Origin of the sequence: Streptomyces sp. 7N604 (assembly GCF_052245475.1) — a bacterium.
Taxonomy (GTDB): Bacteria; Actinomycetota; Actinomycetes; order Streptomycetales; family Streptomycetaceae; genus Streptomyces.
Genome location: NZ_JBQQBX010000018.1, coordinates 82,453 through 97,591 on the forward strand (window position 1 = coordinate 82,453; position 15,139 = coordinate 97,591).

The window sequence follows — 15,139 nt, forward strand, 5'->3', positions numbered from 1 at the left end:
GGCGTCACAGGCTCAGCTCCGGATGCAGCCGGTTGAGCGTCCAGACCTGCTGCCGGCGGGCCGACCAGGCGGTGAGCGCGAGCGCGCCCAGCGTGTACGCGACTAGCACCGCGGAGCCCTCCCAGACGGGGCCCAGGCCGCCGCCCGTGATGAGCCGGCGCAGGCCGTCGACGACGTGGGTCATCGGCAGGAAGGGGTGGATGGCGTTGAAGAAGCCCGGACTCGTCTGCACCGGGTACGTGCCGCCCGCCGAGGTCAGCTGCAGCATCAGCAGCGCCAGGACGAGGATCCGGCCCGCGGGCCCGAAGCGCGCGTTGAGCCACTGCACGATGGCCGCGAAGCACGCCGTGGTCAGCAGCAGGAAGCCGACCGTACCGGCCGCCCGTACCATCTCCAGGCCAAGTCCCCAGTGCAGTACGGACATCAGCGCCGCCGTCTGCAGCACGCCGAGGGCGGCGACCGGCAGCCAGCCGGCCAGCGCGATCCGCCAGGACGAGGAACCCACGGCCAGCGCCCGGCGGTTGAGCGGCTGGATGATCATGTAGGCCACCATCGAGCCGACCCAGAGGGACAGCGGGATGAAGTACGGGGCGAAGCCGGTGCCGTAGTTGGGCGCGTCGTGCATCGACTGGGAGGCGAGCTGCACCGGGTCGGACATCACGGCGGTACGGGCGTCCCGGTCCTGCTTGTCGTAGTCGGGGATCTTCGCGGCGCCGTCGTGCAGTCCGCCGGCCAGCTTGCCGGAGCCGTCGGCCAGTTTGAACATGCCGCCGTTGAGGGTGTGCGCGCCGCCGGACAGCCGGTTGATGCCGCTGTCGAGGTCGGCCGAGCCCTGCTGAGCGGAGCCCAGACCCGTGTGCAGGGTGCTCGCGCCCTTGGCGACGGCCTGTGCGCCCTTGTTGAGCGCGTTGATCTTCGCCACGGCGGACTCGAGGTCGCTGCCCAGGGTCGGGGCCCGGTCGGCCAGGTCGAGCGCCATGCGGTTCAGGGCGTCGAGGTGGGAACCCAACTCGTCGAGGTTCTCGTGGTCCTGGACGAGGTTGTTGAAGTCCTCGGCCGTGTCCGCCGCGCTGTCGGCCGCGTCCACGAGCTTCTTCAGGTCGGAGCAGTCGGCGGTGATCTCGAGCTTGACCGGGCCCTCGCACTTGCGGGCGTAACTCTCCGCCAGCCGGTCGGAGATCTCGCGGGTGTCCTTGGCGGCCTGGGCGGCCCGGGTCGGCAGGTTGGCGAGGTCCTGCTTGAGCTTCCTGCTCGCCTCGGCGACGTGCCGGGCGCTGCTGGCGATTTCGTCGCCGTGGTCCTTCAGGAAGGGACCGGCCTCGTCGTAGGCGGCGTTGACCTTGTCCGCCAGCTCCTTGGTGCCGTCCGCGACCCGCCGCGAGCCGTCCTTGAGGTCGCGCGCCCCGGAGTGCAGCTTCGTGACGCCGTCCTTCAGGTCACGGCTGCCGTCCTTCGCGTCGGTCAGGCCGTTCGCGAGGTCGCCGGCGCCCTTCTTCGCCTTGCCGATACCGCCGTCGAGGTCGTCGGCGCCCTTGGCCGCCTTCTCGGTCGCGCCGTGGATGTCGGAGAAGGAGATGAAGATCTTGTCGAGGAACGAGCGCGCGGATTTCGTGGACGCCGCGGACCGCACCTCGGAGAACACGCTCCGGGAGATCTGCCCGACGATGTAGTTGTTCGCGTCGTTGGTGCGGACCTTGAGTGCCCCGGTCTCCGGATTGTCGCCGGAGCTCGACGCGATGCGCTTGCTGAAGTCGGACGGCACGGTGAGGGAGAGGTAGTACGTGCCCTCCGCCACGCCCTTACGGGCCTCCGCGGGGCTCACCTCGCGCCAGTCGAAGGTCTTGCTCTCGCGCAGGCCCTCGACGATGTCGTCGCCCGCGGTGATCTTCTTTCCCTTTGTGGTGGCGCCCGCGTCGGTGTTGACGAGCGCGACCGGGATCCGGTCCAGGTGGCCGTACGGGTCCCAGAAGGACCACAGGTACAGCGCCCCGTAGAGCAGGGGCAGGAGCAGCAGCGCCACGAGCGCCGCGCGCGGCAGCTTCCCCCTGCCGAACCGCTTCAGTTCAAGTGCGGCCAGTCTCGGCGAGCGCATCGGCCGCCCCCTCCTCGGTCTCGTCGGTCTCGGACTTGCCGGTCTCGGTTGTGCCGGTACCGGTCTTGCCGGTCTCGGTTGTGCCGGTCTTGCCGGTCTCATCTGGCCCGGACTTGCCGGGCTTCGTGGTGGGGACGACCACCGCGCCATCCGGCGGTTGGCTGCACACGGCCAGCACCGTCGTCCCGCCGTCCGTCACGCCGCGCAGCAGCGCCCACGCCTGCTCGCGCTCGGCATCCGAGAGCTTGAGGTCGGCGTCGTCCACGGCCAGCAGCCGCGGTCGCGCCATCAGCGCGAGCGCCACCGACAGTCGCAGCGACTCCAGCCGCTCCAGGTCCCGTACGGCCGTGCGCGGCCCCTTGGGCAGGGACTTCAGGTCCAGCCCGGCCGCCTCCAGGGCGCCGTCGATCCGGCGCCTGGCGTCCCGCACGCGCTCTCGCCTGGGCCGCAGCAGGGCGCGCAGCGAGCTGTTGAACCGGCGCTGCAGCAGGGCCCGTTCGCGCAGATGCTCGGTGACGGTCAGCGCGGGATCGAGCTCGGAGACGCCCGGCACCGGGCCCAGCGCGCTGATCCGTCGTACGGCGGCCATCTTCCTGGGCAGCCGCAGCCCGGCGATCTCGGCGTGGCCCGCGCCCGGGCGCATACGGCCGGTGAGCGCGAGCAGCAGGCTGGTGCGGCCCGAGCCCGAAGGGCCTGTCACGGCGATCAGCGCGCCGGGCTCGGCACTGATGTCGATGTCCCGGAACGCCCAGCCGCGCGGGCCTTCGACGCCGAACTTCACGGCCGTGACCGCCGCCCCCTGTGGGGTGCTGTCCACGAACCCTCCCCTTTGAACTGACTGGTCAGTGCAAAAGTATGCCTCATGGTGGGCGGTTGTCTCAAACGCGTCCCGTCAACGGTCGGCAAGGGGCGGGGTCGGGAGCGGGTCAAGAGCGGGTCAGGAGTGGGCCAGACGCGGGAAAACTGCAGGTCAGGGCCGATTGTCAGTGGTGTGCCCCACGATGTCGGCATACGGCAAGAGCCGTCCGCGACGACAGGAGGTTCGTCATGGCCACAACGTCCGCCGCTGCGCGCCGACGCCGCACCACCCGTCCCGACCCTTCCCTGAGCGGCCCGGCGAGCGATGTGCACCCCGTAGTGCGCCGGGCCACCGCACCGCCCGAAGCGCTCGGCCTGCTCGCCCAGGCCCATCAGGGCCTCGACGAGGCGGCCGAACTGGAGACCCCGAACGAGCGCTTCGCCATCGCGCATCTCGCCGCGCTGCGCACCGCGGCCGCGGTGCTCGCCGTCCGCGGCAGGCCCGAGCCGACGCCGCGCCGCAGGCAGCGCATCCGCAGCGCCTGGGAGGTGCTGCCCGAGGTGGCACCCGAACTCGCCGAGTGGAGCATGCTGTTCGCGTCCGGCGCGACCCGCCGCGCCCGTGCGGAAGCGGGTATACGCGATGCGGTCAGCTGCCGCGATGCCGACGACCTGTTGCGGGACGCCGGGATGTTCCTGCGCATCGTGGAGCGGATGCTCGTGCTGCAACCGGTGCTGCCGCAGCCGCGGATCGACGCCAGGCCGGACGCGGGATGAGCGCCTCAAGGCAGCGGGACGAGCGCATGAGGGCCCTGGGGTGAGCGCCTGAGGGCAGCGGGATGAGCGCCTGATCGCAATGGGCTGAGGGCAATGGGCTCCGGAGGCCATAGGGTGGGAACCACCCGCACCAGTTCGTTCCCGCCGTCCGCGGCGGTCCCGCGCCGAGGAGCCACTCGCTGTGTCCGACCCGATGCGCCCCCGCGCCTCTCTCCGTACCGCCGTGGTCTGGGAGGTGCTCCAGGACGCCCTGGACCGCCGGGTGAAGGCCGCGGGCCGGGAGAGCCTGGATGTCCTCGACACCGGCGGCGGCACCGGCAACTTCGCGGTGCCCGCCGCCCGGCTCGGCCACCGCGTGACCGTCGTCGACCCGAGCCCCAACGCGCTGTTCGCCCTCGAGCGGCGGGCCGCCGAGGCCGGGGTCGCCGACCGGGTGCGCGGCGTCCAGGGCGACGCCCACGGCCTGTTCGACGTCGCGGAGCGCGGCGGGTACGACGTCGTGCTGTGCCACGGGGTGCTGGAGTACGTGGACGACCCGGCCGAGGGCGTGCGGAACGCCGTCGAGGCGCTCCGGCCCGCCGGGACCCTGAGCCTGCTCGCGGCGGGCCTCGGCGGTGCCGTGCTCGCCCGGGCGCTCGCCGGCCACTTCACGGAGGCGCGGCACGCGCTCACCGATCCCGACGGGCGCTGGGGCGAGGGCGACCCGGTGCCCCGCCGGTTCACTCCGGAGCAGTTGACCGGCCTGGTCGCGGCGACCGGCCTGTCCGTCGGAGCCGTGCACGGCGTCCGGGTCTTCTCGGACCTCGTTCCCGGAGTGCTGGTCGACACCGAGCCGGGCGCGGTGGAGGCCCTGCTCAAGCTGGAGGCCGCCGCGGCCGAGCTGCCGGCCTTCCACGCCGTGGCCACTCAGCTGCACGTGCTCGCCGAGCGGGACGCGGACTGATCCCGTACAAGCAGGCCAAGTCCCGTACGAGCAGGCCCAGCACAGCGCGGCCCGTACGAGCGGCGCGGGTCGGTACAGGTCCGCGGGGCATGGCCCTGCGCGGGTCCTGCCGGTCCCCCTCCCGGACGACCCACGGTCCGCCGGCGAGGCCTCTGATCGGCAGCGATCGGCGGATGCAGTAACCCACACGCCACCCGATCAGCCGCATCGCCCCGTATGATCGGGGAACACGGTCCGGCATGACGGACGGGAGGCCGGGGAATGCACTGCCCACCACCTGCGCTGCCATGGCGGTCCGGAATGGCGAATTGGCGCAGAGGGGCGGGTTTCACGGGGGCGATTCCCTGCCTATCCTGAAAGGGTCGCACCCCGGTCGCCCCCCGCGACCGACGAGTAGGAGGACTCCGTGCCGCTCTCGGAGCACGAGCAGCGAATGCTCGAGCAGATGGAGCGAGCGCTGTACGCCGAAGATCCCAAGTTCGCGACAGCGCTTGAGGGAAGCGGGCTGCGCACGTACACCCGGCGACGGGTCTACCAGGCGGTGGCGGGCTTTCTGGTGGGTATCGCGCTCCTCATGGCCGGAATGGTGGCCCAGCAGATCTGGATCAGCGTGGTGGGCTTTCTCGTCATGCTGGGGTGTGCCGTGCTCGCGGTGACCGGGTGGCGCAAGGCGCCGAAGCCCGGCGAGCAGACACCGGCGCAGACACCGGCAGCGGACGGCGGAGGCCACGGAGGCCACTTCCGCCGCCACCATCCTCGGCAGCGCCGATCGCTGATGAACCGTATCGAGGAGCGGTGGCAGCGCCGCCGCGACGAACAGGGTCACTGACCCTCACCGAACTCATGTGAAGGGCGACCACCGTGCGGTGGCCGCCCTTCACAAGTTCACATGCTCTGCCCTTCGCAGGCACGGCCCTTCACGTGGGTGGCGCTTCGGCCCTTCACGTAGGTGGCGCTTCACATGCGCAGCTCACGTGCGCGGCCTCAGCCCGCACGCCCGCAAGCCGCACGTTCACAGCCGTGCGGCCGCTCGCACCGGCCGCGCCGCTTCCAACGGCCTCTCCCAACGGCTGTACCAGCGGCCCGGCCTCAGCCCTGCTGCTTGCTGGGCCGGGCCCGGCGGAGCGTCTGTGCCCAGCGCTCCACGCCCCACCGGGCGACCAGCGCGGACCACCAGCGGGAGAAGGCCCACACCACCCGCACCGCCGAGCGCGGCGCGAGCAGCGCCCGCAGCCGAGCGCCCCGGCTCGCCGTGGCGTGCAGCCCTGCCCGCACTCGCCGCACGTCGCCCGCGAGACCCGGCACCGGATGCGGCTCGGGCGCGTACAACACCTGCTCGACCGCGGCCGCCACCCGCCGCGCCGACGCTGCCGCCGCCGAGTCCAGCCTGCCGCTGCCGACGAGGCGGTCGGCGGCCTGCCGCGGTGTCTGGGTGTCGTCCGGCAGGATGCCGTAGTCCCATCCGGAGTCGATGAGCTCACGCCAGGCCGCGAGCGTCTGTCCGGCCGCGACCCCGGCCGCGGCGTCTTCGCTGGCATGTTCCACGTCCCCCGGCCGTACGGCCGCGTCCCCTGCCGTGGCTCCGGCGCCGCTCAGCCGTCTGCTGCGGGTCCGCACCCGCCACAGCAGCGGCAGCACGGGGACCGCGACGAGCAGCAGCCCGAGTGTCGTCCAGGTCAGGATCCTGGCCCAGGGCGGCCCCTGGTCCGTGGGACCGCCGCTCGCCTGCTCGGCGGGGATCCCGCAGTCGCCGCGGCGGCGCTCGTCGGCGCCGCAGCTCTGCGAGGGGGCCGGCTGCGCGGACGGCTCGGCCGAGCTGGGCGGCCGGGGGAGGCCGGGGTCGGTGGCGCCGCCCGTGGGCGTCTCCTCGATCGCGTAGTCCGGCACCGTGCCACGGGTCGGGGTCGGCTCGAAGCGGGTCCAGCCCACGCCTTCGAAGTACAGCTCGGGCCAGGCGTGGGCGTCCTTCAGCCCGACCGACATCGAGCCGTCCGCCCGCGCCGAGCCGGGTGTGAAGCCCACCGCCACCCGCGCCGGGATGCCCAGAGTCCGCGCCATGGCGGCCATCGAGAAGGAGAAGTGCACGCAGAAGCCCTCCTTCTCCTTCAGGAAGCGGGTTATGGCCTGCGTCCCGCTGCCCGCCTGTACCTCCGTGTCGTAAGTGAAGCCGCCGTCGGAGGCGAACCAGTCCTGGAGCCTGACGGCCCTCTCGTACGCGTCGGATGCGCCGGCGGTCACGTCGCGGGCGGTTCTGGCAACCACGTCGGGCAGCGCGTCGGGTACCCGCGTGTACTCCTTCAGCAGACCGGCCGGCGGCGGTGCCGCGCCGGCCAGCTGATCCGCCGTCGGCTCCACGAGCAGGCTCGACACCTGATATTGCGCGCTGCGCGTCGTCTGTCCGCGGTCGCCGACCAGAGTGCGGCCCTCCGGTTCGAACCGCCACCGCCCGCCTATCTCGACCCGGGTGGCCGGGTAGGGAAGCGGCAGCCAGTTCTGGCGGTACCAGCCGGCCGCCGAGATCGTCGTCTCCACGGGGCTCGTCCGCACCGAGGGGCTCAGCCCGGGGGGCGCGGGCAGCGTCGGCGGTACGTCGCTGACTCTCCGCTCCGACGGCTTCCAGGAGCTTCCGTCGAACTGGTCGAGCGCGACGATCCGCAGATACATGTTCTGCGTGCTCTGCGCGTTCGTCCGGTAGGTCAGGACCTCCTGGTTCTCCGGCTGGTTGAGGCTGTTCTGCAGCGACACCAGCGGGTTCACGGCGGAGATCGTGCCGCCGCCGGGCCCGGCGCCCGGGCCGCCCGTCCGCGCCTCCAGCAGCCCGCCGCCCAGGGAGGGCAGGGCCGCCGGCACCACCAGGGCGATGCCGAGCGCCACCGCGCCGATCCGCCGCCCGGTGCGTACCGGAGCGACCGCCGGGCCTCCGCTCTGTTCGAGGCCCGCCCCGAGGCGGCTCGGAGCCCTGGGAGCACCGCCGAACACCCGCCCCCACCGCGACAGCCGGTCCCGCCCCTCGGCGAGGAGCAGCAGCAGATATCCGCAGGCAGCGAGCAGGAACCACAGCCAGCCCGCGCCGCCGGGGGAAAGACCGGCTGCGACGGAGTACAGCGCGAGCAGAGGCAGCCCCGCGGGCGCGGCGCTGCGGTACGTCACGGCCAGCGTGTCCACCGTCAGGCCGATCAGCAGCACGCCGCCGACCAGCAGCAGCCGTATGCCCGAGGTGACCGGCGCCGGGATCGCGTACTGACTGACGTCGTCGGCGCCCTCGGCCAGCAGCTGGCCGAACTCACGGAACACATCGGGTCCTGGCAGCACCCCGCCGAGTGCCTGCTCGCGCGCGAACACCAGCGTCAGCAGCAGCAGCGTCACCAGCGCCTGCACCGCCACGGTCAGCGGTCTGGCCACGGGCACTCTGCGGGTCAGGGTGCCCGCCACGGACACGATCCCCAGCAGGAACGCCGCCTGCACGATCCACGTGGCCGGTTCGACCAGCGGCAGCAGCGCGCACGCCGCCATCAGCGTGGCCAGCACCGCACAGACCGTCAGCCGTCCCCGCCCGCTCATCCCGCACCCCCGCTCGTGCCCTGCCCCCGCTTCATCGCGCGCCGCCCGCCTGCGCGCCGGTGCCCGTGCCCGTGCTCGCGCCCGTGCCCGGGCTCGTACGCTGTCCGTCCGCCTGCCGCCACAGGTGTGGCAGGGACTCGCCGGGCCCGACCGGCAGCGCGGTCCAGCCGGCCTCGCGCAGCAACCTCAGCCGCTCCTCGAACGCCTCCTGGCCGTCGCCCCTGGCATCCCTGGACCAGGCGGCGCCGTTCAGTACGAACGCCACCGCCGCCCCGCTGCGCTGCCGCATCCGGGCCACCACCGCCGTCTGCTCCTCGTCGAGGCCGCCGAGGAAGGCCACCAGCAGCCCTTCCCTGCCACTGCGCAGCACCTCGTAGGCCCGGGAGAGATCCGAGCTCGCGGAGTGGTCGACCACCGCGAGCGTGTCCAGCAGCAGCCCCGCCACGTCCGACGAGTCCCCACCGGAGCCGCCCCCGTCGGGGCCGGGCACCGAGCTGCCGGTGTCGGTCAGCAGCCGCACCGAGAAGCCGCGCTCCAGCATGTGCACCGCCACCGAGGCCGCGCCCGACACCGACCATTCGAAGGCCGAGTCCGGCCCGGCCCCCTGGTGGGCGATCCGGCGGGTGTCCAGCAGCACCGTGCAGCCCGTGCGCTGCGGCTGCTCCTCGCGGCGCACCATCAGCTCGCCGTACCGCGCCGTGGACCGCCAGTGCACCCGGCGCAGGTCGTCGCCGTGCCGGTAGCCGCGCGGGATCACGTCGTCATCGCCCGCCAGCGCCAACGAGCGCTGCCGCCCGTCGCCGTACCCGGAAGCCTCTCCGGAGAGCCGGATCGCGGGCAGCGGCTCGACGCGGGGGACCACGGTCAGCGTGTCGTACGAGCTGAAGGCCCGGGTCAGCTCGCACATCCCGAAGGGGTCGGTGAGCCGCAGCTGCAGCGGCCCGAGCGGATAGCGGCCGCGCAGATCGGACCGGACGCGGTAGGAGACCTCGCGCCGCCCGCCCGGCTCCACCCGGTCCAGCACGAAGCGCGGCCGGGGCCCCAGCACATACGGCACCCGGTCCTGGAGCATCAGCAGCCCGGTGGGCAGCCGGGAGACGTTGTCGACCCGCAGGTGCACGCGCGACTCCGAGGCCGCGGGCACGCGCGCGGGGGAGAGCCGCCGACTGCCCGCCACCCGGTAGCGGGTGCGGAGCAGCACGGCCACGCAGACCAGCGGCAGCGCGGCCAGCAGCAGCCCCACCCGCAGCAGATCGGACTGTCCCAGCACATAGGCGCACACGGCCGCGGCGACACCCGCCGCGAGGAAGGACCGGCCGCGCGTCGTCAGCCCGGCGAGCGCGGCCCGCAGGCCGCCCCGGTCCTCCTCACCGACGTCCGGTGCCGGTGCCGGTGCCGGCGCCCCGGACATCACAGCCTCCGCGCGCCGGGCGGCTGATGACCGTGTGGCTCGGGTCCGTGCGGCCGGCGAGTCGGTGGCCGGTGCCCGTGCGGCTGCCGCCACTGCTGCGCCGACGGGTCGGGCACCGGGGTGAGCTGCAGGATCTCGGTGACGACCTGCTCGGACGTCCGCCGGTTCAGCTGCGCCTGCGCGGTGGGCAGCAGCCTGTGCGCCAGCACCGCCACGGCCAGGGCCTGCACGTCGTCGGGCAGCGCGTACTCCCGGCCCCCCAGGGCGGCCGCCGCCTTCGCCGCCCGCAGCAGGTGCAGCGTCGCGCGCGGCGAGGCGCCGAGCCGCAGCTCCGGGTGGTTGCGGGTGGCCGCGACCAGGTCCACCGCGTAGCGCCGCACGGAGTCGGCCACATGGACCGTGCGGACCGCCTCGACCAGCTTCACGATCTCGTGGGCGTGCGCCACCGGCTGCAGGTCGTCCAGCGGCGAGGCGCCGCCGTGCACGTCCAGCATCTCGAGCTCGGCCTCGGGGCTCGGGTAGCCGATCGAGACGCGGGCCATGAAGCGGTCCCGCTGGGCCTCGGGCAGCGGGTACGTGCCCTCCATCTCCACCGGGTTCTGGGTGGCCACCACCATGAAGGGGCTGGGCAGCTCGTACGTCTGCCCGTCGACCGTGACCTGCCGTTCCTCCATCGACTCCAGCAGCGCCGACTGGGTCTTCGGCGAGGCGCGGTTGATCTCGTCCCCGATGACGATCTGCGAGAAGATCGCCCCCGGCTTGAACTCGAAGTCCCGCCGCTGCTGGTCGAAGACGCTGACCCCCGTGATGTCTGAGGGCAGCAGATCGGGAGTGAACTGGATGCGCCGAACCGAGCAGTCGATGGACCGGGCCAGCGCCTTGGCCAGCATGGTCTTGCCCACGCCCGGCACATCCTCGATGAGCAGATGGCCCTCGGCGAGCAGCACGGTCAGTGAGAGCCGTACGACCTCCGGCTTGCCCTCGATCACGTTCTCCACCGACCTGCGGACCCGGTCCGCTGTGGTGGTCAGATCCGTGAGGCTCGCTCGATCGTCATAGGTCGTCACCCGGCCCTCCTCGGCCCGTTCTGCGGGCCGGGGCCCTTTCGACGGACCCGGCCCTCCCCGAAGCGTGCGCACCGCATCCCGGACGGCTCCGGAACGCGATGCCACACCACGCATTCTTGCTGCCGATATGGCTTTACGTCACTCGGCTGTGGATAACCGCGGACAACCAGGGGCGATATGAGGTGACCGGGCGCCTTATGCGCCGTTCGGAACAGCGCCCGGGACGGCGCTCACAGCCCTGGGGGCCGCGCTCAGGGCAGTTCAGGACAGCTCGGGAGAGCTCAGGACAGGGGGTCTATCTCGCGCAACAGGCCCGTGTGGACGTCGAAGACGAAGCCCCGGACGTCGTCGGTGTGCGGCAGGAACGGAGAGGTCCGCACCCGCTGCATTGACTGCCGGACGTCCTGGTCCACATCGCGGAAGGACTCCACGGCCCACGCCGGCCGCTGGCCTACCTCGAGCTCCAGCTCGTGCCGGAAGTCCTCGGTGAGGCTCTCCAGACCGCATCCGGTGTGGTGGATGAGTATGACGCTGCGGGTGCCCAGGGCCCGCTGGCTGATCGTGAGAGAGCGGATGGTGTCGTCGGTGACCACGCCGCCCGCGTTGCGGATGGTGTGGCAGTCGCCGAGCTCCAGGCCGAGCGCGGCATGCAGGTCGAGCCGGGCGTCCATGCAGGCCACCACGGCCACCTGCAGGATCGGGTGGGCATCCATGCCCGGATCGGTGAAGTCGGCGGCGTACTTCCGGTTGGCCTCGACGAGGCGGTCGATGACGGTACCCCCGCTGCGGGCGGTACGGCCCTCGGAACGGTGCGCTGATGTCGACATGAGTCAACGGTATGCGTCACCTTCGCCGGAGTCCGCCCGTGAGGCCGGGCAAAGCCGGTCAACGCACACCCTTGTGACCTAACCCACAGGCCTGATCCCGCTGGGCCATACGGGTGAAGAACCGGTTCTGCGGCGCGCAGGCCGAGTTGGTTGACCGAGGGGACGAGTGGACTAAAGTGACGCGAAGTGGGAGGCGTGACGCTCCCCTCGGAACCGATTCCCCCGCGTGCGCGGTGCGTACGTACGGCTCGGCCTCCTCCCGCTCCCCGGTCGGCTGACGCCCCTTCCCCGGCGCCAGCAGGCCACTTCCCCTTCAGAGCGGGCGGGGACCCGGTGGTACGTGCGCCCGGTGCACGCCGGACCTGAGAGGGGCGCATGAGCGAGACCCGACATGTCCCGGTGATGCTCCAGCGGTGCCTGGACCTGTTGGCCCCAGCTCTCGCCCAGCCCGGCGCCCTCGTCGTCGACTGCACGCTCGGCCTCGGCGGTCACGGCGAAGCCCTGCTGTCCGCCTTCCCCGACGCCCGCCTCATCGGGCTCGACCGCGACCCGGTGGCGCTGAAGCTCTCCGGCGAGCGGCTCGCGCCCTTCGGCGACCGCGCGACCCTCGTGCACGCCGTCTACGACGAGCTGCCCGAGGTCCTCGACCGGCTCGGCATCGCGCGCGTGCAGGGCGTCCTCTTCGACCTCGGGGTCTCCTCGATGCAGCTGGACGAGGCCGAGCGCGGCTTCGCGTACGCCCAGGACGCCCCGCTCGACATGCGCATGGACCAGACGACCGGGATCAGCGCGGCCGAGGTCCTCAACACCTACCCGCCCGGCGAGCTCGTCCGCATCCTGCGCACCTACGGCGAGGAGAAGTACGCCAAGAAGATCGTGGAGGCGATCGTCCGGGAGCGGCGGAGGGAGCCGTTCAGCACCAGCGCCCGCCTCGTCGAGCTGATCCGCGAGGCGCTCCCGCAGGCCGCCAAGCGCACCGGCGGGAACCCGGCCAAGCGCACCTTCCAGGCGCTGCGCATCGAGGTGAACGGGGAGCTCGCGGTCCTCGAGCGCGCCGTGCCCGCCGCCGTCGCCGCGCTCGCCGTCGGCGGCCGGATCGCCGTCCTCTCGTACCACTCGCTCGAGGACCGGCTGGTCAAGCATGTGTTCGCGGAGGGCGCGGCGAGCAGCGCACCGCCCGGCCTGCCCGTCGTGCCCGAGCAGTACCAGCCGCGGCTGAAGCTGCTCACCCGCGGCGCCGAGCTGCCGACGGAGGAGGAGATCGCCGAGAACCGGCGGGCCGCCCCCGCCCGGCTGCGCGGCGCGCAGCGCATCCGGGAGGACGTGGCGTGAAGCGAGCCGTCCGCGGCAGGGCCGCGCGGCTGGCGCGGTTGGTGCCGGCCCGGTCCGGCCCGGCCCCCCGGATGCCGTTCGTGCTGCTCGTCGTGCTCCTCCTCGGCAGCGGACTGATCACGCTGCTGCTGCTCAACTCCTCCCTCAACCAGGGCTCGTTCAAGCTGAGCAAGCTGAAGCGGGAGACCACCGAGCTGACGGACGAGCAGCAGGCGCTGCAGGAGCAGGTCGACGGGTACTCGGCCCCGGACGCCCTGGAGCGGCGGGCGCGGGAGCTCGGGCTCGTGCCCGGCGGCAGCCCGGTCTTCCTGTTCCCCGACGGCACGGTCCGCGGATCGCCGTCCCCCGCCCCCGGCTCGTACGTGCCGGGGGCGGCGCCGTGACCGAAGCCCTCGCCCGTTCTCCGGAGGCCATCGCATGACCCCGCCCCAGGAGCCCCCGCGCCGCCGCGTGCCAGGACCCCCGAGGCCGCGCGGCGAGGCCAGGCGCCCAGCGCGCCCAGCGCGTCCTCCGCAGCAGATCCGCCTCGCCGCACATCGCCCCAGGCTCCGCCTCGTGAGCCTCGGTTTCACGCTGGTCCTGATCGCCTTCGTGGTGCGCCTGCTCCAGGTGCAGGCCGTGGACGCGAGCGCCTACGCGGCCAAGGGCGACGTCAACCGCTACGTCACCCACACCCTCGCCGCCGAGCGCGGTTCGATCACCGACCGCACCGGCGTCGCCCTCGCCACCACCGTGGACGCGTACGACATCACCGCGGACCCGCTCCTCTTCACCCGCAAGCAGACCAAGGTCAGGGACGCGCCGGAGCAGGCCGCGGCCCTCCTCGCGCCGATCCTCGGCAGGGACCAGCAGGAGCTCGCGGAGAAGCTCTCCAGGCCCGATACGCGGTACGTGGTGCTGGCCCGCCGCCAGTCGCCGCAGATCTGGAATCAGATCAGCGACCTCAAGAGGGCCTTCGAGGACAAGGCGGCCGACGGCAAGGGGCACAACGTCCTCGCCGGGGTCTTCCAGGAGCCGCACAGCAAGCGGGTCTATCCCAACAAGGACCTCGCCGCCGGTGTACTGGGCTTCGTCAACGCCGAGGGCCACGGCGGCGGCGGGCTCGAGGGGAAGTTCGACAGGAAGCTCGCCGGGACGGACGGCAAGATCACGTACGCCCAGTCCGGCGGCCGCCAGGTGCCCACTGTCGGCACCCAGGAGCAGCCCGCCGTCCCCGGCTCCGACATCGAGCTGACCCTCGACCGGGACATCCAGTGGGCCGCCCAGAAGGCGATCAGCGAGCAGGTGCGGGCGTCCGCGGCGGACCGGGGCTACGTCATCGTCCAGGACACCCGCACCGGCGAGATCCTGGCCATGGCGAACGCCCCCGGATTCGACCCCAACGACATCTCGGCGGCAGGCCGTTCGGCGCTCGGCAACGCCGCGCTGGAGGACGCGTACGAGCCCGGCAGCACCAGCAAGGTCATGTCCATGGCCGCGGTGCTGGAGGAGGGCGTGGCGACGGCCGGCACCCACGTCATCGTCCCCAACCGGCTGCACCGCGCCGACCGGCTCTTCGCCGACGACATCGACCACGCCACCTGGCAGCTGACGCTCAACGGCGTGCTCGCCAAGTCCAGCAACATCGGCACGATCCTCGCCGTCGAGCAGCTGGGCCGGACGCGGCAGGAGACGAACCGGGTCCTCAACTCGTATCTGCGGAAGTTCGGCGTGGGACGGCCGACCGGGCTCGGCTTCCCCGGCGAGACCCCGGGCATCCTGGCCAGGCCGGAGGAGTGGAGCGCCTCCCAGCAGTACACGATTCCCTTCGGCCAGGGCCTGTCCGTCAACGCCCTCCAGGCCGCCTCCGTGTACTCCACCATCGCCAACGGCGGCGAGCGGATCGCGCCGACGCTGGTCCGCGGAGCCCGCGGCCCCGACGGTCACCTCACCCCGGCCGCGGCCCCCGGCAGAAACCGCGTGATCAGCGAGGACACCGCGAAGACCCTCACCCACATGCTGGAGTCGGTCGTCGACGACGAGGAGGGGACGGGCACCAAGGCCCGTATCCCCGGCTACCGCGTCGCGGGCAAGACCGGCACCTCCAACCGGGTGGACCCGGACACCGGCCGTTACCACGGCTACACGGCCTCCTTCGCGGGCTTCGCGCCCGCCGACAAGCCCCGGGTCACGGTCTACTGCGCCGTGCAGAACCCGACCAGCGGCAGCTACTACGGCGGCCAGGTCTGCGGCCCGGTCTTCAAACAAGTCATGGAGTTCGCGCTGAAGACCCTGCAGGTCGCCCCGACCGGCGCGAAGCCCGCGCGCCTCCCGGTCACGTTCTAGGGAGCA

At 72.7% G+C, this 15,139-nt stretch carries 12 protein-coding genes; 6 read left to right on the top strand and 6 right to left on the bottom strand.

Annotated features, from left to right (window positions below; translation table 11 throughout):
- Positions 1–4: 4 nt before the first annotated feature.
- Together ACTWP8_RS20715 and ACTWP8_RS20720 are read right to left on the bottom strand one after the other, a co-directional pair.
- Positions 5–2,092, bottom strand: coding sequence for a YhgE/Pip family protein (locus tag ACTWP8_RS20715; protein WP_443323644.1), 2,088 nt, complete (start codon positions 2,090–2,092; stop codon positions 5–7).
- Positions 2,064–2,909, bottom strand: coding sequence for an ATP-binding cassette domain-containing protein (locus tag ACTWP8_RS20720; RefSeq protein WP_443323645.1), 846 nt, complete (start codon positions 2,907–2,909; stop codon positions 2,064–2,066). Before ACTWP8_RS20720 ends, ACTWP8_RS20715 begins: the two co-directional genes overlap by 29 nt.
- Before the next feature lie 230 nt (positions 2,910–3,139).
- Here ACTWP8_RS20720 and ACTWP8_RS20725 point away from each other — a divergent pair, with 230 nt between their 5' ends.
- From ACTWP8_RS20725 to ACTWP8_RS20735, 3 genes are all read left to right on the top strand, one after another.
- Entirely contained in the window at positions 3,140–3,667 is a 528-nt protein-coding gene (locus tag ACTWP8_RS20725; RefSeq protein ID WP_443313384.1) for an SAV_6107 family HEPN domain-containing protein, read from the top strand.
- A 181-nt stretch (positions 3,668–3,848) separates the two neighbouring features.
- Entirely contained in the window at positions 3,849–4,610 is a 762-nt protein-coding gene (locus tag ACTWP8_RS20730) for a methyltransferase (RefSeq protein WP_443323646.1), read from the top strand.
- 406 nt (positions 4,611–5,016) lie between these two features.
- Positions 5,017–5,439: a DUF3040 domain-containing protein gene (locus ACTWP8_RS20735; protein WP_443323647.1), complete on the top strand. Its 423-nt coding sequence runs from the start codon at positions 5,017–5,019 to the stop codon at positions 5,437–5,439.
- A gap of 260 nt (positions 5,440–5,699) precedes the next feature.
- Here ACTWP8_RS20735 and ACTWP8_RS20740 read toward each other — a convergent pair whose 3' ends face one another.
- The 4 genes from ACTWP8_RS20740 to ACTWP8_RS20755 all read right to left on the bottom strand — a co-directional run bounded on the left by ACTWP8_RS20740 (position 5,700) and on the right by ACTWP8_RS20755 (position 11,476).
- The gene (locus tag ACTWP8_RS20740; protein ID WP_443323648.1) at positions 5,700–8,171 is read right to left on the bottom strand and encodes a transglutaminase family protein; all 2,472 of its coding nucleotides are present in this window, start codon (positions 8,169–8,171) and stop codon (positions 5,700–5,702) included.
- Positions 8,172–8,202: 31 nt separating this feature from the next.
- The gene (locus ACTWP8_RS20745) at positions 8,203–9,582 is read right to left on the bottom strand and encodes a DUF58 domain-containing protein (protein ID WP_443323649.1); all 1,380 of its coding nucleotides are present in this window, start codon (positions 9,580–9,582) and stop codon (positions 8,203–8,205) included.
- Positions 9,582–10,649, bottom strand: a complete 1,068-nt coding sequence (locus tag ACTWP8_RS20750) for an AAA family ATPase (protein ID WP_443323650.1) — start codon at positions 10,647–10,649, stop codon at positions 9,582–9,584. Before ACTWP8_RS20750 ends, ACTWP8_RS20745 begins: the two co-directional genes overlap by 1 nt.
- Positions 10,650–10,930: 281 nt before the next feature.
- Positions 10,931–11,476: a beta-class carbonic anhydrase gene (locus tag ACTWP8_RS20755; RefSeq protein WP_443313390.1), complete on the bottom strand. Its 546-nt coding sequence runs from the start codon at positions 11,474–11,476 to the stop codon at positions 10,931–10,933.
- Positions 11,477–11,851: 375 nt separating this feature from the next.
- Here ACTWP8_RS20755 and rsmH point away from each other — a divergent pair, with 375 nt between their 5' ends.
- From rsmH to ACTWP8_RS20770, 3 genes are read left to right on the top strand one after another with little or no spacing between them, the layout of a single operon-like run.
- Complete coding sequence (gene rsmH / locus ACTWP8_RS20760) at positions 11,852–12,808, top strand: 16S rRNA (cytosine(1402)-N(4))-methyltransferase RsmH (protein ID WP_443323651.1); 957 nt, start codon at positions 11,852–11,854, stop codon at positions 12,806–12,808.
- Entirely contained in the window at positions 12,805–13,191 is a 387-nt protein-coding gene (locus ACTWP8_RS20765; protein WP_443313392.1) for an FtsB family cell division protein, read from the top strand. Before rsmH ends, ACTWP8_RS20765 begins: the two co-directional genes overlap by 4 nt.
- Before the next feature lie 34 nt (positions 13,192–13,225).
- On the top strand, positions 13,226–15,133 hold the full coding sequence (locus ACTWP8_RS20770) for a peptidoglycan D,D-transpeptidase FtsI family protein (RefSeq protein WP_443323652.1): 1,908 nt from the start codon (positions 13,226–13,228) through the stop codon (positions 15,131–15,133).
- Positions 15,134–15,139 lie beyond the last annotated feature (6 nt).